The 20,423-nt window shown below is 73.4% G+C and carries 19 protein-coding genes; 7 read left to right on the forward strand and 12 right to left on the reverse strand.

The genetic code is table 11. From position 1 onward, the window contains the following. The 5 genes from E4U92_RS13030 to tkt form a co-directional block, all read right to left on the reverse strand. The coding region (locus tag E4U92_RS13030) for a glucose-6-phosphate isomerase (protein ID WP_479681748.1) at positions 1–721 on the reverse strand (721 nt) is incomplete at its 3' end. After that, complete coding sequence (gene opcA / locus E4U92_RS13035) at positions 714–1,649, reverse strand: glucose-6-phosphate dehydrogenase assembly protein OpcA (protein ID WP_137300530.1); 936 nt, start codon at positions 1,647–1,649, stop codon at positions 714–716. The genes E4U92_RS13030 and opcA, both read right to left, overlap by 8 nt. Then, the gene (zwf, locus tag E4U92_RS13040; RefSeq protein ID WP_137300531.1) at positions 1,646–3,178 is read right to left on the reverse strand and encodes a glucose-6-phosphate dehydrogenase; all 1,533 of its coding nucleotides are present in this window, start codon (positions 3,176–3,178) and stop codon (positions 1,646–1,648) included. The genes opcA and zwf overlap by 4 nt, the downstream gene beginning before the upstream one ends. Next, positions 3,175–4,323: a transaldolase gene (gene tal, locus E4U92_RS13045; RefSeq protein ID WP_137300532.1), complete on the reverse strand. Its 1,149-nt coding sequence runs from the start codon at positions 4,321–4,323 to the stop codon at positions 3,175–3,177. The genes zwf and tal overlap by 4 nt, the downstream gene beginning before the upstream one ends. Before the next feature lie 18 nt (positions 4,324–4,341). After that, entirely contained in the window at positions 4,342–6,417 is a 2,076-nt protein-coding gene (tkt, locus tag E4U92_RS13050; protein WP_137300533.1) for a transketolase, read from the reverse strand. Positions 6,418–6,627: 210 nt separating this feature from the next. Between tkt and E4U92_RS13055 the strand changes: the two genes are divergently transcribed. Further along, complete coding sequence (locus tag E4U92_RS13055; RefSeq protein ID WP_137300534.1) at positions 6,628–7,551, forward strand: helix-turn-helix domain-containing protein; 924 nt, start codon at positions 6,628–6,630, stop codon at positions 7,549–7,551. Between the two features lie 117 nt (positions 7,552–7,668). Here E4U92_RS13055 and E4U92_RS13060 read toward each other — a convergent pair whose 3' ends face one another. Together E4U92_RS13060 and E4U92_RS13065 are read right to left on the reverse strand one after the other, a co-directional pair. Continuing rightward, entirely contained in the window at positions 7,669–9,060 is a 1,392-nt protein-coding gene (locus E4U92_RS13060; protein ID WP_137300535.1) for a glycoside hydrolase family 16 protein, read from the reverse strand. 211 nt (positions 9,061–9,271) lie between these two features. Next, positions 9,272–9,736, reverse strand: a complete 465-nt coding sequence (locus tag E4U92_RS13065; RefSeq protein ID WP_137300536.1) for an SRPBCC family protein — start codon at positions 9,734–9,736, stop codon at positions 9,272–9,274. Positions 9,737–9,782: 46 nt separating this feature from the next. On the opposite strand from E4U92_RS13065, the gene E4U92_RS13070 reads away from it, so the two are divergent. Next, complete coding sequence (locus E4U92_RS13070) at positions 9,783–10,469, forward strand: TetR family transcriptional regulator (RefSeq protein WP_229862001.1); 687 nt, start codon at positions 9,783–9,785, stop codon at positions 10,467–10,469. Between the two features lie 40 nt (positions 10,470–10,509). On the opposite strand, the gene E4U92_RS13075 is transcribed toward E4U92_RS13070, so the two are convergent. Beyond that, positions 10,510–11,421, reverse strand: coding sequence for a helix-turn-helix transcriptional regulator (locus tag E4U92_RS13075; protein ID WP_137300537.1), 912 nt, complete (start codon positions 11,419–11,421; stop codon positions 10,510–10,512). A gap of 138 nt (positions 11,422–11,559) precedes the next feature. On the opposite strand from E4U92_RS13075, the gene E4U92_RS13080 reads away from it, so the two are divergent. Continuing rightward, positions 11,560–12,339 carry an NAD(P)H-dependent oxidoreductase gene (locus tag E4U92_RS13080; RefSeq protein WP_137300538.1) on the forward strand — a complete coding sequence of 260 codons (780 nt, stop codon included), beginning with the start codon at positions 11,560–11,562 and terminating at the stop codon, positions 12,337–12,339. 58 nt (positions 12,340–12,397) lie between these two features. On the opposite strand, the gene E4U92_RS13085 is transcribed toward E4U92_RS13080, so the two are convergent. Then, positions 12,398–13,003, reverse strand: a complete 606-nt coding sequence (locus E4U92_RS13085; RefSeq protein WP_137300539.1) for a cadmium resistance transporter — start codon at positions 13,001–13,003, stop codon at positions 12,398–12,400. A gap of 257 nt (positions 13,004–13,260) precedes the next feature. Here E4U92_RS13085 and E4U92_RS13090 point away from each other — a divergent pair, with 257 nt between their 5' ends. Next, positions 13,261–13,431 carry a hydrophobic protein gene (locus E4U92_RS13090; protein WP_137300540.1) on the forward strand — a complete coding sequence of 57 codons (171 nt, stop codon included), beginning with the start codon at positions 13,261–13,263 and terminating at the stop codon, positions 13,429–13,431. A gap of 173 nt (positions 13,432–13,604) precedes the next feature. Here the strand turns inward: E4U92_RS13090 and E4U92_RS13095 are convergent, their stop codons facing one another. From E4U92_RS13095 to E4U92_RS13105, 3 genes are all read right to left on the reverse strand, one after another. Then, positions 13,605–15,209 (reverse strand): amidase, encoded by a 1,605-nt coding sequence (locus E4U92_RS13095; RefSeq protein WP_137300541.1) that lies wholly within the window; start codon positions 15,207–15,209, stop codon positions 13,605–13,607. Between the two features lie 141 nt (positions 15,210–15,350). Further along, positions 15,351–16,124: an alpha/beta fold hydrolase gene (locus E4U92_RS13100; protein WP_168725105.1), complete on the reverse strand. Its 774-nt coding sequence runs from the start codon at positions 16,122–16,124 to the stop codon at positions 15,351–15,353. A gap of 140 nt (positions 16,125–16,264) precedes the next feature. Further along, positions 16,265–16,843, reverse strand: a complete 579-nt coding sequence (locus tag E4U92_RS13105) for a snapalysin family zinc-dependent metalloprotease (RefSeq protein ID WP_137300543.1) — start codon at positions 16,841–16,843, stop codon at positions 16,265–16,267. A 356-nt stretch (positions 16,844–17,199) separates the two neighbouring features. On the opposite strand from E4U92_RS13105, the gene E4U92_RS13110 reads away from it, so the two are divergent. From E4U92_RS13110 to E4U92_RS13120, 3 genes are read left to right on the forward strand one after another with little or no spacing between them, the layout of a single operon-like run. Continuing rightward, on the forward strand, positions 17,200–17,382 hold the full coding sequence (locus E4U92_RS13110) for an SflA family class IV lanthipeptide (RefSeq protein ID WP_137300544.1): 183 nt from the start codon (positions 17,200–17,202) through the stop codon (positions 17,380–17,382). Between the two features lie 3 nt (positions 17,383–17,385). Next, positions 17,386–20,001, forward strand: a complete 2,616-nt coding sequence (gene lanL / locus E4U92_RS13115; RefSeq protein WP_137300545.1) for a class IV lanthionine synthetase LanL — start codon at positions 17,386–17,388, stop codon at positions 19,999–20,001. Between the two features lie 37 nt (positions 20,002–20,038). After that, positions 20,039–20,323: a hypothetical protein gene (locus E4U92_RS13120; RefSeq protein WP_137300546.1), complete on the forward strand. Its 285-nt coding sequence runs from the start codon at positions 20,039–20,041 to the stop codon at positions 20,321–20,323. The last annotated feature ends 100 nt before the right edge of the window (positions 20,324–20,423 follow it).

Consider the following 20,423-nt stretch of genomic DNA (forward strand, 5'->3'; position numbering starts at 1 on the left):
AGTGCTTCGCGACCGCCTTCTCGTCGCCACCGAGGCCGTCCAGCAGCCAGGTGCGCGCCGACGTGGCGTTGGTGATCGTCTCGATGGTGGTGAACGTCTTGGACGCGACGATGAACAGCGTCTCCGCCGGGTCCAGGTCGCGGGTCGCCTCGTGCAGGTCGGCGCCGTCGACGTTGGAGACGAACCGGACGGTCAACTCCCGGTCCGTGTAGGGGCGCAGCACCTCGTACGCCATCGCCGGGCCCAGGTCCGAGCCGCCGATGCCGATGTTGACGACGTTCCTGATCCGCCGGCCGGTGTGCCCGGTCCACTCCCCGGACCGCACCCGCTCGGCGAAGTCGGCCATCCGGTCCAGCACCGCGTGCACCGCCGGGACGACGTTCTCGCCGTCCACCTCCACCACCGCACCCGCCGGGGCCCGCAGCGCGGTGTGCAGCACCGCCCGGCCCTCGGTGATGTTGATCTTCTCACCGCGGAACATCGCGTCCCGCAACCCGAACACGTCGGTGGCAGTGGCCAGTTCCTGCAGCAACGACAGCGTCTCGTCGGTGATCAGGTGCTTGGAGTAGTCGATGCGCAGGTCACCGACGCGCACCACGTAGCGCTCCGCGCGGCCGGGGTCCGCCGCGAACAGCTCGCGCAGGTGCGCCTGCCAGTGGGCGCGGTGGTCCTCCAGGGCGGCCCACTCGGGCCGGCGCGTGAGCAACGGGGTCTCAGACATGGGCGGGGGTCTCCTCGTGGGCCTCGCCGCGCAGGGCGACGGCGTACATCTCGTCGGCGTCGAGGCGGCGCAGCTCCTCGGCGATGAGTTCGGAGGTGGAGCGCACCTTCAGTGCGAGGGTGCGCGAGGGCTGGCCCGGCAGGGACAGCGTGGCCAGCGGGCCTTCCGGCCGGTCGATCACCACCTCGCCGTCGGCCGTGCCCAGCCGTACGGCGGTGACGACCGGACCCTCGGAGACCACCCGGTCCACCGGGACCCGCAGCCGCGCCTCCAGCCAGCGGGCCAGCAGCTCGGCGGCCGGGTTCTCGGCCTCGGCCTCCACCGCGGCGGAGACGACCGGCACCCGCGCCTGGTCGAGGGCCGCGGCCAGCATCGAGCGCCACGGCGTGAGCCGCGTCCAGGCGAGGTCGGTGTCGCCGGGGGCGTAGGAGCGCGCCCGGTCCTCCAGGGTCCGCAGCGGGTTCTCCACCGCGTACAGGTCGGTGATCCTGCGCTGCGCCAGGGCGCCCAGCGGGTCCTTGGAGGGCACCTCGGGCGCGTCCACCGGCCACCACACGACGACCGGGGCGTCCGGCAGCAGCAGCGGCAGCACCACCGAGTCGGCGTGGTCGGACACCTCGCCGTAGGTGCGCAGCACCACCGTCTCGCCGGTGCCGGCCTCCGAGCCCACCCGGACCTCGGCGTCCAGCCGCGACCGGGTGCGCTCCCGGGAGGTGCGGGCGTGCCGCTTGATGACGACCAGGGTGCGCGAGGGGTGCTCGTGCGAGGCCTCCTCGGCCGCCTTGAGGGCGTCGTAGGCGTTCTCCTCGTCCGTGACGATGACCATCGTCAGGACCATGCCCACGGCCGGGGTGCCGATGGCGCGGCGGCCCTGCACCAACGCCTTGTTGATCTTGCTTGCCGTGGTGTCGGTCAGGTCGATCTTCATGGCCTGCGCCAGCTCCGTCCGTCTCGTGCGAGCATCTCGTCCGCTTCCTCGGGTCCCCAGCTCCCCGACGCGTACTGGGCCGGCCTGCCGTGCGTGGCCCAGTACTCCTCGATCGGGTCGAGGATCTTCCAGGACTCTTCCACTTCCTGGTGGCGCGGGAACAGGTTGGCGTCGCCGAGCAGCACGTCCAGGATGAGGCGCTCATACGCCTCGGGACTGGACTCGGTGAACGACTCGCCGTACGCGAAGTCCATCGTCACGTCCCGGATCTCCATGGACGTGCCGGGCACCTTCGAGCCGAAGCGGACCGTGATGCCCTCGTCGGGCTGGACCCGGATGACGATGGCGTTGGAGCCCAGCTCCTCGGTGGCCGTCGAGTCGAACGGCGAGTGCGGGGCGCGCTGGAAGACCACCGCGATCTCCGTGACCCGCCGCCCCAGGCGCTTGCCGGTGCGCAGGTAGAACGGGACGCCCGCCCAGCGGCGGTTGTCCACGTTCAGCCGCACGGCGGCGTAGGTGTCGGTGGTGGAGGCCGGGTCGATGCCCTCCTCCTCCAGGTAGCCGGGCACCTGCGCGCCGCCCTGCCAGCCGGCCGCGTACTGGCCGCGCACGGTGTGCGCGCCCAGGTCCTCGGGCAGCTTGACCGCCTTGAGCACCTTCAGCTTCTCGGTGAGCAGGGAGGACGCGTCGAACGACGCCGGCTCCTCCATCGCGGTGAGCGCCATGAGCTGCAGCAGGTGGTTCTGGATGACGTCCCGGGCCGAGCCGATGCCGTCGTAGTAGCCCGCCCGGCCGCCGATGCCGATGTCCTCGGCCATGGTGATCTGGATGTGGTCGACGTACGACCGGTTCCAGATCGGCTCGAACATCTGGTTGGCGAAGCGCAGCGCCAGGATGTTCTGGACGGTCTCCTTGCCCAGGTAGTGGTCGATGCGGAACACCTGGTCGGGCTCGAACACGTCGTGCACGATGGCGTTGAGCTGCTGGGCGCTGGCCAGGTCGTGGCCGAACGGCTTCTCGATGACCGCGCGCCGCCAGGAGCCCTCCGGTGCCTTCGCCAGGCCGTGCTTCTTGAGCTGCTCGACGACCTTGGGGAAGAACTTCGGCGGCACCGAGAGGTAGAAGGCGAAGTTGCCGCCGGTGCCGCGCGAGGAGTCCAGCTCCTCGACGGCGTCGCGGAGCTGCTTGAAGGCGGTGTCGTCGTCGAAGTCGCCGGGGATGAACCGCATGCCCTCGGCGAGCTGCTGCCAGACCTCCTCACGGAACTCCGTGCGCGCGTGCTCGCGCACCGCGTCGTGCACGACCTGCGCGAAGTCCTGGTCCGCCCAGTCGCGGCGGGCGAAGCCGACCAGCGAGAAGCCCGGCGGCAGCAGACCCCGGTTGGCCAGGTCGTACACGGCCGGCATCAGCTTCTTGCGGGACAGGTCACCCGTGACCCCGAAGATCACGAGCCCCGACGGGCCGGCGATCCTCGGCAGCCGCCGGTCGCGCGCGTCCCGGAGCGGGTTGGTCCACACGGGGGTGGTCATTCCGCGTCAACTCCCTTGCTGTCGAGCGACTTCGTGACCGCGTCCAGCAGGTCCTGCCAGGCCGCCTCGAACTTGGCGACGCCCTCGTCCTCCAGCCGCCGCACCACCTCGTCGTAGGAGATGCCGAGGCGCTCGACGGCCGCGAGGTCGGCGCGGGCCTGCGCGTAGCCGCCGGTGACGGTGTCACCGCTGATGACACCGTGGTCGGCGACCGCCTTCAGGGTGGCCTCCGGCATCGTGTTGACGGTGCCGGGCGCGACCAGCTCGTCCACGTACAGGGTGTCCTTGTAGGCGGGGTCCTTCACCCCGGTGGACGCCCACAGCGGACGCTGCTTGGTGGCCTTCGCCCCGGCGAGCGCCAGCCAGCGCCGGCCGGAGAACACCTCCTCGTACGCCGCGTAGGCCAGGCGGGCGTTCGCCAGGGCCGCGCGGCCCCTGAGCGCCAGGGCCTCCTCACTGCCGAGGACGGTGAGCCGCTTGTCGATCTCGCTGTCCACGCGGGAGACGAAGAACGAGGCCACCGAGTGGATCGCGGACAGGTCCAGGCCCCGGGCGGCGGCCTTCTCCAGACCGGCCAGGTAGGCGTCCATGACCTCGCCGTAGCGCTCCAGCGAGAAGATCAGCGTCACGTTCACGCTGATGCCGAGGCCGATGACCTCGGTGATCGCCGGCAGGCCCGCCTTCGTCGCGGGGATCTTCACCATCACGTTGGGGCGGTCGACCAGCCAGGCGAGCTGCTTGGCCTCGGCGACCGTGGCCCGGGTGTCGTGGGCCAGACGCGGGTCGACCTCGATGGAGACCCGGCCGTCGCGGCCGGCGGTCGCGTCGTACACCGGGCGCAGCACGTCGGCGGCGGCCCGCACGTCGGCGGTCGTCATCATGCGGACGGCCTCGTCGACGGTCACCCGGCGCGCCGCCAGGTCGGCGAGCTGCTCCTCGTAGCCCTCACCCGAGCCGATGGCCGCCTGGAAGATCGACGGGTTGGTGGTGACGCCGACGACGTTCCCGGTGCGGACGAGCTCGGCGAGGTTGCCGCTCTCGATGCGCCGGCGCGACAGGTCGTCGAGCCAGATCGACACCCCCTCGGCGGAGAGCCGCTCGAGGGGCCCCGCGGTCGGCGCGGTGGATTCGGTCACTGTGATCATCTTCTTTCGGCGGTCGGATCAACCGCGGGTGGCGGCCAGGGATTCCCGGGCCGCGGCGGCGACGTTCTCAGGGGTGAAGCCGTACTCGGCGAACAGGGTCTTGGCGTCGGCGGAGGCGCCGAAGTGCTCCAGCGACACGATGCGGCCCGCGTCGCCGACGTAGCGGTACCAGGTCAGGCCGATCCCGGCCTCGACCGCGACGCGCGCCCGGACGGCGGGCGGCAGGACGCTCTCGCGGTAGGCGCGCGGCTGCTCCTCGAACCACTCCACCGACGGCATCGAGACCACGCGCGTGCCGGTCCCCTCGGCCTCCAGCAGCTCGCGGGCGGCGACCGCGAGCTGCACCTCGGAACCGGTGGCGACGATGATCACCTCCGGGGTCTCGGTGGACGACTCGCGCAGCACGTAGCCGCCCTTGGCCGCGTCCGGGTTCGGCGCGTACGTCGGCACGCCCTGGCGGGTCAGCGCCAGCCCGTGCGGGGCCGGGTGCGTGGCGTGCCTCTTCAGGATCTCGGCCCAGGCGGCCGCGGTCTCGTTGGCGTCCGCCGGGCGGACGACGTTCAGGCCCGGGATGGCCCGCAGCGCGGCCAGGTGCTCGACCGGCTGGTGGGTCGGGCCGTCCTCGCCGAGGCCGATGGAGTCGTGCGTCCACACGTACGTCACCGGCAGCTGCATCAGCGCCGACATGCGCACCGCGTTGCGCATGTAGTCGGAGAACGTCAGGAAGGTCCCGCCGTAGATCCGGGTGTTGCCGTGCAGGGCGACGCCGTTCATCTCCGCGGCCATGGAGAACTCGCGGATGCCGAAGTGGACCGTACGGCCGTACGGGCTCGCCTCGGGCAGCGGGTTGCCGTCCGGCAGGAAGGAGCTGGACTTGTCGATGGTGGTGTTGTTCGAGCCCGCCAGGTCGGCGGAGCCGCCCCACAGCTCGGGCAGCACCGGGCCGAGTGCCTGCAGGACCTTGCCGGAGGCGGCCCGGGTGGCGACGGACCCGCCCTCCTCGAAGACCGGCAGGGACTCCTCCCAGCCCTCGGGGAGCTGGCCGGCCACGACCCGGTCGAAGAGCCGCGCGCGCTCCGGCTCGGCCTCGCGCCACCCGGCGAGCTGCTTGTCCCAGGCGGCGTGCGCCTCGGCGCCCCGGTCCAGGGCCCCGCGGGTGTGGGCGAGCACCTCGTCGGCGACCTCGAAGGACTGCTCCGGGTCGAAGCCGAGGACGCGCTTGGTGGCGGCGACCTCGTCCGCGCCGAGCGCGGAGCCGTGGGCGGCCTCGGTGTTCTGCGCGTTCGGTGCGGGCCAGGCGATGATCGTGCGCATCGCGATGATGGACGGCCGGCCGGTCTCCGCACGGGCCGCGGTGAGGGCCGCGTACAGGGCGTGCACGTCGATGTCGCCGTTCTCGGCGGGCTCGATGCGCTGGGTGTGCCAGCCGTACGCCTCGTACCGCTTGAGGACGTCCTCGGAGAAGGCGGTGGCGGTGTCGCCCTCGATGGAGATGTGGTTGTCGTCGTACAGGAAGACCAGGTTGCCCAGCTTCTGGTGGCCGGCCAGCGACGACGCCTCGCCGGAGACGCCCTCCTGCAGGTCGCCGTCGGAGACGATCGCCCAGATCATGTGGTCGAAGGGCGACTCGCCGGCCGGGGCCCCGGGGTCGAACAGGCCGCGCTCGTAGCGGGCGGCCATCGCCATGCCCACGGCGTTGGCGGCGCCCTGGCCGAGCGGGCCCGTGGTGGTCTCCACCCCGGCGGTGTGCCCGTACTCCGGGTGCCCGGGGGTCTTCGAACCGTGGGTGCGGAACGCCTTCAGGTCGTCGAGGCCCAGTTCGTACCCCGCGAGGTAGAGCTGCGTGTACAGCGTCAGCGAGGTGTGGCCGGGGGAGAGGACGAAGCGGTCACGGCCGGTCCACTCCGGGTCCGCCGGGTCGTGCCGCATCACCTTCTGAAAGAGCGTGTACGCGGCCGGGGCCAGGCTCATCGCCGTCCCGGGGTGGCCGTTGCCGACCTGCTGGACGGCGTCCGCCGCCAGCACCCGTGCGGTGTCGACGGCACGCCGGTCGATATCGGTCCACTCCAGGGTGTCGGGCGTCTGCGTGCTCATCTGGAAGCAGTCCCCTTCAAAAGGTTGTGGAACAGTGCGGTCTTGCTGGTCAGACGCGTTCGACCTTAAAAGTCAGACTTTTCGTTCGGTAGGTCGGGGTGTGTCAGCCTGTGGTGAAAGTGGGACACCCCCGCACCCGGACCCCGGCCCCGGGGCGGCTCGAGCCGGGACGGGGCGGTACGAGCGGCATGAAAGCAGCGTGAAACAGATATGGCGGACACGGCGGACAGGCCGGGCTCCCCTGGGATCGCCCGGCCCGGCGGCCTCGCGCCTGACGGTGAGATCAGGACCTACCCCTTCCCGGCCGACCTCAGCGTCGGCGGCGTCGGCATGCAGGTCGGCCCGATGGGGACCGGCCGCACCTGGCGCGCCGCCGACGCCGTACCGGACCGCGTGCACCGGATCGACTTCCACGTCGTCATGCTGTTCTCCGCGGGACCCGTCCGGCACATGGTCGACTTCGCCGAGTACGAGGCGACCGCCGGGGACCTGCTCTGGATCCGGCCCGGACAGGTGCACCGCTTCTCCAGGAGCGGGTACCGCGGAACCGTCCTGACCATGCAACCCGGCTTCCTGCCGCGCGCCACCGTCGAGGCCGCCGGCCTGTACCGCTACGACCTCCCGCCGCTGTTGCGCCCCGACGCCGAGCAGCTCACCGCGCTGCGGGCCGCCCTGGCCCACCTGCAACGGGAGTACGAGGACACCGCCACCCTCCCGCTGAGCCTGCACACGGCCGTCCTGCGCCACGTCCTGACGGCCCTGCTGCTGCGCCTCGCGCACCTCGCGGCCAGTTCCGCCGAGGCCGAGCGCCGGGCCGACACCACCTTCAGCCTCTTCCGCGAGGCCGTGGAGGAGGGCTTCCCCACCAACCACAGCGTCAGCGCCTACGCCGACGCGCTCGGTTACTCGCGGCGCACCCTGGTGCGCGCCGTGCGCGCCGCGACCGGGCTCACCCCCAAGGCGTTCATCGACCGGCGGGTGGTCCTGGAGGCCAAGCGCCTGCTCGCGCACAGCGACCTGCCGATCGGCCGGGTCGGCGCGGCGGTCGGCTTCCCCGACCCGGCGAACTTCTCCAAGTTCTTCCAGCAGCACACGGACCTGACGCCGGCGCAGTTCCGTGCGGAGATGCGCTGAGGGCGCACCCCGCCGCGCCGGCCGGGCACACGCGGAACGGGCTGCGCTCGGTGAGCGGGGCCCGTCCGGTGCGCGGGGAGGGTGCTGCGTGGGCGGCCCGACGTCGGCCGCGGGACGTCAGTGGCCGAAGGTGAACCAGTTGACGTTCACGAAGTCGGCCGGCTGGCCGCTGCTGAAGGTCAGGTACACGTCGTGCGTGCCGGTCACCGCGCTGATGTTGGCCGGGACCGTCTTCCAGGTCTGCCAGCCACCGGTGTTGCCCACGGCGAAGCTGCCGATCGGCGCGTTGCTGCGGCTGTCCAGGCGCACCTCGACCAGGCCGCTGACACCGCCCGCGGCGCCGCTCGCGACCCGGGCGGAGAACTGCCGGGCCGCGCTGGAGCCGAAGTTGACGCCCTTGTACAGGGCCCAGTCGCCGTTGGCCGCCCAGCCGACGTCCTGGCCGCCGCCGCTGTCGCCGGTGGTCTCCGTGTTCAGGCCGGACTGGCTGTCGTAGGACTCGGCCTGGATCGTGCCGTAGGCGTCACGGTTGCCCGACGGGGGAGGGGTGGTACCGCTCCCACCGCCGCCGGACTGGAGCACCTGCACGTAGTCCACGACCATCGGGTGGCCCGGCTGGGTGTCGTTGTCCAGACCGCCGCCGAAGGCGTCCGGGAAGCCGCCGCCCATCGCCACGTTCAGGATGACGAAGTAGCCGTGGTTGGTGGCGTTGGCCCAGGTCGTCGCGTCGACCTGATTGGCCGTCACGGTGTGGTAGGTCACGCCGTCGACGGAGAATCGCAGCGCCTCCGGGCTCACCGAGCGGTCCCACTCCAGCGCGTAGGTGTGGAAACCGGACTGGCATGTGGTGTTCGGGCAGGGGATGTTGTTGCCGATGCCGGTCGTCTCGTTGCACGGGCCGCCGGGGTTGGTGCCGCAGTGCAGGGTCGCCCAGACGCGGTTGAGGCCCTGGACGTTCTCCATGATGTCCATCTCGCCGACGGACGGCCAGTTCTGGTAGTTGCCGCGGTAGGGCGCGCCCAGCATCCAGAACGCCGGCCAGTAGCCCTCGGCGGCGGTGCCCGTGACGTTGGGCATCTGGATGCGGCTCTCGACGCGGAGCTTGCCGCCGGCCGGGGGCTGGAAGTCCGTGCGGACCGTCTCGATGCGGCCCGAGGTCCAGCGGCCCGAGGAGTCGCGCAGGGGTGTGATCTTGAGGTTGCCGCTGCCGTCGAGCGCGACGTTGCTGGTGCTGTTGGTCATCGTCTCGACCTCGCCGGTGCCCCAGTTGGGGGCTCCGCCCGGGTACGACGTGCCCAGGTCGTACTGCCAGTTGGAGGTGTTGACGCCGGTGCCGGCGGCGCCGTTGAAGTCGTCGAGGAAGACCTGCGTCCAGCCCGAGGGCGGGGTGGGGGCCGAGGCGTTGGCGGAGGGGGTGACGCCGGTCGCGACGGCGGCCGCCAGGCCGAGCGTGGACAGCACGGCGACGAGGACGCGCCGCCGTCTGGGGGTGCGGGGGCTTGCGGACATGGGGAGTGCCTCCCGGTACGGGTGAGGTGCGCGGGTGGCTCGGAAAGCGTTCTGAGAGCGCTCTCAAAGCGACGCCAATGTGCTCCCCGGCGGACCGGTCGTCAAGAGTTGAAACAAGGAAAGTGCTGGAGGGCGGGGCGAGTTCACCCGATGAAGGGCTGTATCGCCCCGTTGCGGCACCCCGGGCGCGGTCGCTCGCCGCACCGAGGGGTCAGGAGCCGTCGACGGGCGTGTGGCGGGCCAGCTCGGTGGCCAGGCGCCGCATGACCGTGCGGTTCGCGCGCCGCATCGTGGCCCGCACCAGGGGCGCCGCGAGGCGGTCGGCGAACGGGGCGCGCACCCAGGCGTAGGTGAAGGCCACGCGGCTGCCGCCGTCCGGCAGCGGCACGACGGTGTAGGTGCCGTGGCCCACGCGCCGGCCGCCCGCGCTGACGTTGCGCTCCACGATGCGCCCCGGTGCCTCGGTCTCGACGACCTCCACGGTCACCTCGGTCCGCGTGCCGGCCAGCGCGGCGGTGACCGTGGCGCCCGACCCGACGCCGCGGGCGGGGCCGTGGAACCGCCAGTCGGTCAAGTAGTGGTCCGTGAAGCGCTGGTGGTGAGCCATGACGTCGAGGAAGTCGTAGACCTGCTGCGGCGTCTGCGGTACGTCGATCGCTGCGGTGACGGGCTCCATGTACCACACGGTACATGCGCCGTGTACCGATGGGTACACTCGCGGCGTGACGGATGCGGAGGACGTGCGGAGCGGGGGCCCGGACGGCGCGGCGGGTGCGGGCGGCGCGGGGGGCCCGGGCGGCGCGGCCGGTGACGGGGTGGACGGCTCGGACGGCGACCGTGTGGAGGGCCCGGACGGCGGCCGGCGTGCCCGACTCGTGGACGCGGCCGTCGAGTACGTCGCCGCACACGGCATCGCGGACCTCAGTCTGCGCCGCCTGGGTGCCGCGATCGGCGTCAGCCACCGCATGCTGATCCACTACTTCGGCTCCAAGGAGAAGCTGCTCGTCGAGATCGTCCGGACGTCGGAGCGGCGCCGGCGCGAGGTGCTGTCCCGGCTCCGCCAGGAGCCCGGTCTCGCGCCCGCGGACGCCGCGAGGTCGCTGTGGCGGCAGTTGACGGATCCCGCCCTGGCCGGTCAGGAGCGGCTCTTCTTCGAGATCTGCGGGCACGCGCTGCGCGGACGCCCCGAGGCCGTCCCGTTCCTCGACGGGCTCGTCGCGGACTGGCTGGAACCGCTGGCGGCCGCCGAAGTGGCCGCCGGGGCGGACCCCGTCGCCGCCCGGCACCGCGCCCGGCTGGGTCTGGCCACCGTCCGCGGGCTGCTGCTCGACCTGCTCGCCACCGGTGACCGCGCCGGAGTGGACGCGGCGATGGAGGAGTTCCTCGGGCTGTTCTACGGCGCGCAGTGACCTGGCCGCTCCGGGCGGCGGGAGCCCGGGCGCCGTCGCGTCACTCGCTCGACCGGGCGTTCACCGGGGGCCGTCGGCGGGGAGACGCGGCGGTGCCGGTCTGGTCGGCCGCGTCGGCGGTGCCGGCCTGGCGGGCCGTGTCGGCCGTGTCGGCCGGGTCCAGGCTCGCGAGCAGGCGCAGCCCGTCCTCGGCGGGGCTGCCGGGAGGCGCGGACAGCACGACCAGCTCCATGCCCGCCTCGTTTGGCAGGACGAAGTTCTCCTGGTGCAGTTCCAGGAGCCCGACCAGCGGGTGCCGGTACGCCTTGCGTCCGTAGGTGCGGGCGCGCACGTCCGCGCGGGCCCACAGGCGGCGGAAGCGCTCGCTGCCCATCGCCAACTCGCCGACCAGCGAGGCCAGCCGGGGGTCCTCGGGGTACTTCCCCGCGGCCAGGCGCAGGTGCCCGACCACGTCGAGGGTGCAGCTCTCCCAGTCCGCGTACAGTCCGCGTTCGGCCTCCTCCAGGAAGAGGTGCCGCGCGGTGTTCAGGCCCGGCACCGGCCGGCCGTAGAGGAGCCCGGCGAGGCGGTTGGCGGCGAGCACGTCCAGGCGGTGGTTCGTGATCAGCGCGGGTCCGTCGGCCACCAGGTCGAGGACGCGCAGCAGTTCGGGGCGGACCCGCACGCCCGGCACCTTCGCGCGGCGGCGCTGGCAGGCGAGCCGGTGCAGGTGCTCGCGTTCGGTCTCGTCGAGGCCGAGGACGCGGGCGAGGGCGTCGAGAACCTGGTCGGAGGGCTGGGTCGCGCGGCCCTGCTCCAGGCGGACGTAGTAGTCGACGCTGACGCCGGACAGGTGCGCGACCTCTTCGCGGCGCAGCCCCTGGACCCGGCGGCGGCTGTCGGTGGGGATGCCGACGGCGGCCGGGTCGACGCGGGAGCGCCGGGTCCGCAGGAAACCCGCGAGATCGTCCATGTCCCCAGTATGGCCGCGGGCCCGTCCGCGAAGGTGGTCCTGCCGTTACCAGGAAGTCCCGTCCGACGGAACGCGGGCCCCTGAACGCCGGGCGCGGCGCCGTCCAGGATCGAAGGCGTCCGATCCGAAGGAGTTGCCATGAAGACGCTGATCGTCTACGCCCACCCCGAGCCGCGGTCGCTGAACGGCTCGCTGAAGGACCTCGCGGTGTCCACGCTGGAGGGCGCCGGGCACGAGGTGCGGGTGAGCGACCTGTACGCGATGAACTGGAAGGCGGCCGTCGACGCCGAGGACTACGGCCCGCACGCCTCACGTCCGTTGAAGGTCGCCCTGGACTCGGGCCGCGCCTTCGACGCCGGGGCGCTCACCCCGGACGTCCGCGCCGAGCAGGAGAAGCTGCTGTGGGCCGACACGGTCGTCTTCCAGTTCCCGCTGTGGTGGTACTCGATGCCCGCGATCCTCAAGGGCTGGGTGGACCGGGTCTTCACGTACCACTTCGCCTACGGCGTCGGCGAGCACAGCGACACGCACTACGGTGACCGCTTCGGCGAAGGCACCCTCGCGGGCCGGCGGGCCCTGCTGTCGGTGACCGCCGGCGGCCCGGAGCCGCACTACGCCGCCCGCGGGATCAACGGCCCCATCGACGACCTGCTGTTCCCGATCCAGCACGGCATCCTCTACTACCCGGGCATGGAGGTGCTGCCGCCGTTCGTGCTGTACGGCACGGACCGCGTCACCGACGAGGCCTTCCCGGACATCGCCAAGGCGTGGGAACAGCGCCTGCTCACCCTGGAGTCGACCGAGCCGATCGCCTTCCGGCGCCAGAACGCCGGTGACTACGAGATCCCCTCACTGCAGCTCAAGGAGGGCCTGGAGCCCGGGGGCCGCACGGGGTTCGGGCTGCACGTCCGCGGCTGACCGGTGACGGGGCGCCCGGTGGGGGCGGACGCCGGACCGGCCCGCTGCGCGGAGGCTGTCACAGGCCGAAGGCGCCGCCCTCGACGAGGATGAGCACACCGAGCGCGACCAGCACCAGGGGCAGCAGGACGTGCCCCCACCGGGCGAGGGCCCCGGCGATCACGGGACGGGTGGCGAAGAACCGGCCGGCGCAGCACCACACTCCCACCAGCGCGAGGAACACCACGGCGTACACGCTCATCCCGCCGACGCCGGCCGTGGCGAACACCGGCACGTAGACGCCGATGTTGTCGCCGCCGTTGGCGAAGGTGACGGCGGCGACCTCCAGCGGGCCGGGACCGCCCGCCCCGGCCTGCTCGTCCTCGTGGTCCGTGCCGCCGTCACGGCGGTCCCGCCAGGCCCGCCAGGCGGCCTTCAGGCCGAGGGCGAGCGGCAGCAGCCCGAGGTAGGGGAGGGCCGCCGCGGGGAGGAAGGTCGCGCCGAAGGCGGCGGCCACCGCCACCGCGAGGATCGCGGCGAACCCCAGGTACTGCCCCAGCACCACTCGGCGGGCCGCACCACGGCGACCGGCTCCCTGGGCGAAGAACAGCGCCAGCACCACGATGTCGTCGATGTTGGTGACGGCGAACAGCCCCACGGCCTGCCCGACGATGCCCAGGTCCACGAACGGATGCCTCCTTCTGCGGCGCCGGTGTCCCTGGCGACGCTACCGGCAGCCCGGACCAGCCCCACCTCGGCATGCTGCCGAACTGACGACGCCCTGACCGCCTGGCCGGCCTGAGGGGTGCGTGCGGGGCCGGAGCCGGGGAACGCTGCACACCGGGCCGACTGCTGATGCCCCGTACCCCGGATAAATAACTCTCGTTTTGTGTGCTTGTAGGGCCGGAGTAAGGGCATTGGTTGGCCAGGAGGTTGATAACTATGGTTCCCCTGCTTCTGGTTCTGCTGCTGGCTCTGATCCTCTTCGGTGCGGGTTTCGCACTGAAGGCCCTGTGGTGGATCGCGATCTTCGTGCTGGTCGTGTGGCTGCTCGGCTTCGTCGTCCGTTCCGCGGACGGTGCGGGCCGCAGGGGCCGTTGGTACCGCTGGTAGAAGCGCGCCACGCGTGCGTGTCGAGGGGGCCCGGCCGGGCAACGGCCGGGCCCCCTCGGCGTTCCACGGTCCGTCGGCCCGGCGACCGGCGACCCGGTGCGGGCCGGACGCCGTCGGCCGGACGGCGCCCGCCGCACCGGCCCGGGGACAGCGGCCGGAACGGACCACGCCGATCAGAAGCCGACGTCGGGCGGGCGGTAGGCCGGTGGGCGGCGGACGCGAGTGGCGTGTTCGTAGGCGTGGGCCAGGCGCAGCAGCGTCGGCTCGGACCACGCGGTGCCCATGAAGGTCAGGCCGACCGGCAGCCCGAACGCGAAACCGGCCGGGACGCTGACCGCCGGGTACCCGGCCAGCGCCGCGGGTGTCGAGGAGCCGCCGCCGTAGGTGTCCCCCCGGATCAGGTCGATCTTGGCGGGTGGTCCGGTGGTCGGCATCACGAGGGCGTCCAGGCGGTGGCGGCGCAGCACCGCGTCGATGCCCTCGGTGCGGGAGAGCCGGTGGTTGGTGGCGAGGGCCCGCCGGTACTCGTCCGCGGTGAACTCCAGCGCCTGCACCGCCTCCAGCCCGTCCTGGCGCACGTACCGCAGCTCGCGGTCGGCGTGGGCGCGGTTGAACGCGATCAGCCCGGCCAGGTCGCGGGGGTGCTCGCCGGGCGCGCCCGCCAGGTAGGCGTTGATCGCGCGCTTGAACTCGTACGCCTGGACGACCGGGGAGCTGGGCAGGTCCTCGAGCTCCTCGGCCGTGGGGATGTCGGCGGGATCGACCAGCGTCGCACCGGCGCGCCGCAGCACGGCGAGGGCCCGCTCGGCGATCTCGTCGGCGTGGTCGCTGTATCCGAAGTACACCGTGCGCGCCACGCCGATACGGGCCCCGCGCAGGCCGTCGGCGTCGAGGAAGCGGGTGTAGTCGCGGTGCGAGCGGCCACGGCTCGCCGCGGTCGCCGGGTCGCGGCCGTCGACCCCCACCAGCGTGCCGAGCAGGATCGCCGCGTCGCGGACGGTGCGGGCGATCGGGCCCACGCTGTCCTGGCTGGGCACACCGGGGATCACCCCGCCGCGCCCGACCAGACCGACGGTCGGCTTCACCCCGACCACGCAGTTCGCGGAGGACGGGTCGACGATCGAGCCGTTGGTCTCGGTGCCGATGCCGGCGGCGCACAGCTCGGCCGCGACGGCGACCGCGGTGCCGGAACTGGACTCGTTGGGCGAGCGGTCCAGCTTGTACGGGTTGCGGGTCTGCCCGCCGCGGGCGCTGTGTCCCGCATGGTGGGTCAGGGACATCCCGCCCGCCCACTCGCTCAGGTTGGTCTTGCCGAGGATGACGGCACCGGCCGCGCGCAGCCGGGCCGCGACCGTGGCGTCCGCCGCGGGCCGCAGACCGACGAGGGCGAGCGAGCCCGCCGTCGTGTGCATACGGTCGCCCGTCTCCACCAGGTCCTTGAGCAGGACGGGGATGCCGTGCAGTGGCCCGCGGCGGCCCCGGGCGCCGTCGAGGCGGCGGGCCTCGCGCAGCGCGTCCGGGTTGGTCTCGATCACCGCGTGCAGCAGCGGGTCGATGCGGGCGATGCGGTCCAGGTAGTGGCGGGTCAGCCGTTCGGCGTCGAGCCGCCCCTGGTCCATCAGCCGGCGCAACTCCGCGACACCCAGCCCGTCCAGGCCCGAGGGCGGGGCCGGTCCGCCGACGACGGGAGCGGCGTGTGCGGGGGCGGACCCCAGCAAGGGGGCGGCCGCCGCGGCGGCGAGTCCGAGCGCGGTGCGGCGCGTGGTCGTCCGGTCCATGCCCGCAACCCTAGGGACGCAGCCCGTCCTCCTCGCTCCGGCGAACCCCCGCTTCTGCCCTGCGGCCCACCCCCTGCCGTGCGGGGGGCGGGCCGCAGTGACACTCGCTCGGCAGAGGTCTACGGCACCGCTGACGACGCATCAGAATGACGTGCGCCGGGCACCGTTCAGCACCTCCGCCGTCACGTCCGGGTGGCGGTGCGGGAACGCGTGCGCTCCCCGTACCACCACGGCACGGCCCCGGGCGGCCCGGCCGGCCAGGTGCCGCACCCACCCGGGCGGGCTGAGGGCGTCGTCCTCGGCCCCCAGCACGGTCACCGGGCAGGTCACGTGCGGCAGCACCGCCTCGGGGGCGTCCGCCTGGGCGGACCGCGCGCAGGTCAGGAGCCGCCGGGGGCCGGCCGCGAGGTAGGACGGCAGTACGGCCGGTACGACACCGGGGGACTCCTGCACGGCGGTACGGAACGCCGCGACCGACAGCGGAGCCGTGCGGCGCAGCGGGGGAGGAAACGTCGGCGCCATCAGGACCAGGGCCCGTACTCGCCCGGGACTGCGCGCGGCGGCGTGCAGGGCCACCTGGGCGCCGGTGGAGTGCCCGGCCAGCACCACCGGCCCGCCGGGCACGTCCGCCAGCCACCGGGCCACCGTGTCGGCCAGCGCCCCCAGCGTCTCCCCGCAGACGGGTCCGGCGGGATCGCGGTAGCCGGGGACGTCCAGCAGCCGCGCCGGACCCGACCGGGCGCAACGCTCCAGCGTCCGCAGCAGGTAGCCGGGCGCCCCCAGCCCCGGGACCAGCACGACGGGCACGCTCCCGGTGCGGAGGTCCGCGGTGCCCATGCTGCGCACCGCGGACGCCCCGACCCGGTCGTGCGTGACGTGCAGAAGCGCGTGCCCGTGCTGCGTCGTGATCGGCATGATCGACGAGTACCCGCCCACGGGCGGTTGCGGCGGGGGCATCGTGTTCCGGAAGCCTCCGCCGGTCGCCGGTCGCCGGTCGCCGGTCGCCGGTCGCCGGTCGCCGGTCGCCGGTAGCCGGTAGCCGGTGGCGGTTACGGTCAGGGTGCGTCGACGAGGGTCCGTCCGCCGGCGGGCACGAGTGCGGCGACGGCGCTCGCGTAGGCGGCCTGCACGCGGGAGCGTTCGGTGGCGTTCGGCGTGGCGTTGGTGCAGGCCGTACCGGCGCTCGAGCCCGACATCAACTGGGAGCACGGGCCGGGCTTGGTGTCCGGCAGGCCGAGGCTGTGCCCCAGTTCGTGCGCGGCGATCCGGGTCTTGTCGTACCCCTGGTCCACGGCCTGGCTGCCGAGTTCGACGCGGACCTGGCGGCCCGGACGGACGGGGCCGAGCGTGGCCTGCGGCCAGCCCGTGGTGGCGACGATCACGATCTCGGCCACGGCGCCGGGCGCCGCTTCCACCAGGCGGACGTTGGTCACGTTCGCGTTCCAGGAGGCGACTCCGGCCGCGATCGCGGACTCCCAGCCGGCGGCGCGGCTGTCGTCGTAGCGAAGGGTCACCGTCGCCTGCGCGGCGGACGGCGTACCGGCGGGGGCGGTGGCTGCGGTCGCGGGACCGGCCAGGGCGAGGACGAGCGCTGCGGCGGAGGTGCCCGCCGTGAGCCAGGTGCCGAGGGGCATTGCTGCTCCTTCATCCGTGGGGGGGGAGTCCGGCCCCGGCGGGGCCGGGTACGCGAAGGAGCGGCACGGGGCGTCCGGTGGGGGACCGGACACCGTGGACCGCCCCTCCGGGGCGTTGCGATGCTATGCCCCGCCCTCTCCGTCCGCCATGTACCTGCCATGTCGATCATCGGCCGCCGCCGTCCGACAGGCGGTTCTCGGACAGGTCCAATTCACGTGACACCAATGTCAACTGACCCCTTGTCAGCGAGTCGGCCCCCTCCCTACCTTGGTCCAGCGAGTCCTTGGCCAGGGGTCCGCCGACCCCGTCGGCCACTGCCCACTCCTCAGCGCACGACCGACCTTGGAGGCACCCCATGCCCGTAGCCGTGCCGGATCTTCTGGAAACCGACCGATTCCGCGACGAGGGTCCGCTGGAGATCGACGACGAGGCGATCGTGTTCGAGGACGACGACCGCGAGGACCGCGAGCCCACGGCGTGTCTCGCCGACCCCTGGGTGACCGCCACCACCCGCTTCGCCTGTGATCTGAACTCCTAGGCCGTGTCCCTCGCCGGCCGCAGCGGTGGGTCCGACGACACGTGGTCGTACCTGAACGACCCGCGGATGCCGGCGATGGAACACGGCTGGAAACTGCACGTCTCGGCTCGTCCGGGCGACCTCGACGCGGTGATCCGGCTCGTCCTGCCGGTGCTGTCCCGGCACGTCTGCCACGCCAAGTTCGCCCGTGACCCGGAAACGCTGCGCCGCCTCAACTCCGGGACGGTGAGCCCGGGAGCCGTCGGCAAGGCCATCACCGTCTACCCCCTGGCCGGCACCGTGGTCGAGGTCGCCCGTGACCTCGCCGAAGTACTGCGGGACCGGCAGGGACCGCGGATCGTCAGCGACCGCAGGGTCGACCCGCGCGCCCCCGTCTACTACCGCTACGGCCCCTTCACGGGCGACTACCGCACCGGACGGAGCGGGCGGCTCGAATCCGTCATGACCGGGCCCGACGGCCGGCTCTTCGACGGTCTGGCCACCGGCCGCTACCGGTGCCCGCCCTGGGCCGAGGACCCCTTCGCGGGCGGCGCCGCACCCGCTGACGGACCGTCCGCTCCCGGCTTCGGCGGCGGACGCTACACGGTCACGGCCGGCATCACCCGCGCTCCTCAGGGCAACGTCTACCGCGCGCTCGACCGCACCGACGGGCGCCCCGTGGTGGTCAAACAGGCGAGGGCCTTCGTGGGCGAGGACGCATCCGGTGCGGACGCCCGCCACCGGCTGCGCAACGAGCGCACGGTCCTCACCGCGCTCGACGGCGTCACCGGCGTGCCCCGCGCACTGGACTACTTCGCCCACCAGACGGACGAGTACCTGGTGATGACCAGTTGCGGCGACCGGGACCTGCGCAGGGAGGTCCTGCGCAACGGCCCCTTCCGGGACGACGACCCCCGGCCGGGGCGCTCCCTGTCCCTCCTGGCGTCCCGGCTCCTGAGCGTCCTGGACGCGATCCACGACCGGAACGTGGTCGTCCGCGACCTCAAGCCCGACAACGTCGTACTGGACGGACCCGGACCCAGCCCCGGCCACTGCCACCTGATCGACTTCGGGATCAGCGAGTGGGACGGCACCGGCCCGGGCGGGGCGACCCCCGGGTACAGCGAGCCGGTCCTGCCCGCCACCGGCCCGGCCGCCCCCGCCGACGACCTCTACGCCCTCGGCGCGACGCTGTTCTTCGCCGCCACCGGACTGGACCCGGTGATCATCGACGGCGACCACCGGGTCAACCGGGACCGCACCCTGGCCTGCCTGGCGGCGGCACTGCCCGGGCACGCCCACCGCGGCATCCGGTCCTCGATCACCGGCCTCCTGGACTTCGACCCGGCGGTGCGCACCGCCGCCGCCGGCCACCTGCGCACCGGTACGGTCACCACCGCCCGCCGGCCCGCGCGCCCCCGGATCGACAGCGACCTGCTGGCGGAGGTCATCGCGCACACGACCGCCTTCTGCGTCGCCGAGGCGCAGGCGATCGTGGACCCGGAACGGGCCGCACGACTGCACGTCCCCACCTCGATCGACGTCTACGGCGGCAGCTCGGGACTCGGACTGGAACTGCTCCACCACGCGCACCGGCCCCAGGTGCGCGCGACCGTCACCGCGTTGGCCCGGTGGACGGCCGAGCAGTCCAGGAACCTGCCACCCGGCTTCTACACGGGACGCACCGGAGTCGAACTCTTCCTCACGGAGGCGGAGGCGGAGGTGGATACGACGGGTACGGCGAGCGCGGGCACGGATGCAGGCACGGACGCGAGCTCGGGCTCGGGCACGGGTACGCGCGCAGCCGCGGGCACGGCGTCCGCACACCCCGACCTGCCGGGCCGCACACCGGACGGCGGACCACCGGAGGCGGACCTGATCGCGGGCGCCGCCGGGATCGGCCTGGGACACCTGCTGCTCGCCCGGCACGCCCTCCGGTCCGGCCACCGGCACGCCGCGGACCGGCACCTGACCGTCGCCGCCGCCTGCGACCGGCTGCTGGCCTCGGGCACCGCCCGGCTGTCCGCGACCGGTGCGGACACGCCCGGCAGGGCCGCGCTCGGCGAGGGCCTCGCCCACGGGGAGGCGGGCGTCGCCTGCTTCCTGCTCGAATACGGCGCCGCGACCGGGGACCCCGACGCGATCAGCCGCTCCGAGAAGGCCGCCGCGCGCCTGGCCGCCGTCACGCCGGACATCGTCGCGGCGGCCACCGGGCCGGGGGCGACCCGCCGTTACGGCTCGTGGTGCCGGGGCCTCGCGGGCATCGGGACCGTACTCGTCCGGGCCGCCCGGCGCCTAGACGAACCCCGGTACCTCGACCTCGCCCGGCACACCGCGCGCACCTGCGCCGCACTGGCCCCGCGGATGCCGCTGGTCACACAGTGCTGCGGACTGGCCGGAGTGGGCGAGTTGATGGTGGACGTGGCGGAGGCGTCCGCGTCCGAGGAGTTCCGGGACGCGGCCGAGACGGTGGCCCTGCTCATCCTCAGCCGCAGCGGCGGCACTTGGTCACGGCCCGTGTTCCCGGACACCGGCCTGGCCCGGTCCGGTGCCGGCTGGGCCGGCGGCTCCGCGGGCGTGCTGGCCTTCTTCAGACGCCTCCACGACCGGGGCGGCCCGCGGCTGGGCCTCGTCACCTGACCCGCTCGGGCTCGGGCTCGCGTGAGAGCATCTCTCCGTGAGCAGCGACCCGGAAGTAAGTGCTCTGGCGATCAACGTCACCGTCCCGCCGGCGCTCCGCTGGACCGACACGCGACGCGGCCAGGAGTTCCAACTGACCACGCTCAACGTCCGGCTCCTCCCGGACGGCCACCTCGCCGTGAAGGCCTACGGCCGGCCGGTCGCCGGCGGCCGGGGCGCCTACGTCTCGTTCCCGGTCCCCGACCGACCTGAACTGGCGGCCCTGGTGGCCGAAGCGGCGGACCGCGCCGGAGCGTTGTGGGCGGCCCACCGCGGCCTGTAGCCGCGTACGGCCCCGTACCCCGGACGGCCCCGTACCCCGGACGGCCCCGTACCCCGGACGGTCCCGAGCCCCGAACGGGCCCGTTTCCCGAACGGCCCGG

This window comes from Streptomyces galbus (genome assembly GCF_005280195.1).
In the GTDB taxonomy this organism is placed as follows: Bacteria; Actinomycetota; Actinomycetes; order Streptomycetales; family Streptomycetaceae; genus Streptomyces; species Streptomyces galbus.

Bases quoted from the DNA above. Each gene is read 5' to 3' on its own strand.
- tal (WP_137300532.1), bottom strand. From the start codon at position 4,323: ATGATCACAGTGACCGAATCCACCGCGCCGACCGCGGGGCCCCTCGAG.
- E4U92_RS13105 (WP_137300543.1), bottom strand. From the start codon at position 16,843: ATGCCCCTCGGCACCTGGCTCACGGCGGGCACCTCCGCCGCAGCGCTC.
- E4U92_RS13110 (WP_137300544.1), top strand. From the start codon at position 17,200: ATGCCCGTAGCCGTGCCGGATCTTCTGGAAACCGACCGATTCCGCGAC.
- E4U92_RS13055 (WP_137300534.1), top strand. From the start codon at position 6,628: ATGGCGGACACGGCGGACAGGCCGGGCTCCCCTGGGATCGCCCGGCCC.
- tkt (WP_137300533.1), bottom strand. From the start codon at position 6,417: ATGAGCACGCAGACGCCCGACACCCTGGAGTGGACCGATATCGACCGG.
- E4U92_RS13095 (WP_137300541.1), bottom strand. From the start codon at position 15,209: ATGGACCGGACGACCACGCGCCGCACCGCGCTCGGACTCGCCGCCGCG.
- E4U92_RS13090 (WP_137300540.1), top strand. From the start codon at position 13,261: ATGGTTCCCCTGCTTCTGGTTCTGCTGCTGGCTCTGATCCTCTTCGGT.
- E4U92_RS13100 (WP_168725105.1), bottom strand. From the start codon at position 16,124: ATGCCGATCACGACGCAGCACGGGCACGCGCTTCTGCACGTCACGCAC.
- E4U92_RS13075 (WP_137300537.1), bottom strand. From the start codon at position 11,421: ATGGACGATCTCGCGGGTTTCCTGCGGACCCGGCGCTCCCGCGTCGAC.
- zwf (WP_137300531.1), bottom strand. From the start codon at position 3,178: ATGACCACCCCCGTGTGGACCAACCCGCTCCGGGACGCGCGCGACCGG.
- E4U92_RS13065 (WP_137300536.1), bottom strand. From the start codon at position 9,736: ATGGAGCCCGTCACCGCAGCGATCGACGTACCGCAGACGCCGCAGCAG.
- E4U92_RS13080 (WP_137300538.1), top strand. From the start codon at position 11,560: ATGAAGACGCTGATCGTCTACGCCCACCCCGAGCCGCGGTCGCTGAAC.
- E4U92_RS13060 (WP_137300535.1), bottom strand. From the start codon at position 9,060: ATGTCCGCAAGCCCCCGCACCCCCAGACGGCGGCGCGTCCTCGTCGCC.
- opcA (WP_137300530.1), bottom strand. From the start codon at position 1,649: ATGAAGATCGACCTGACCGACACCACGGCAAGCAAGATCAACAAGGCG.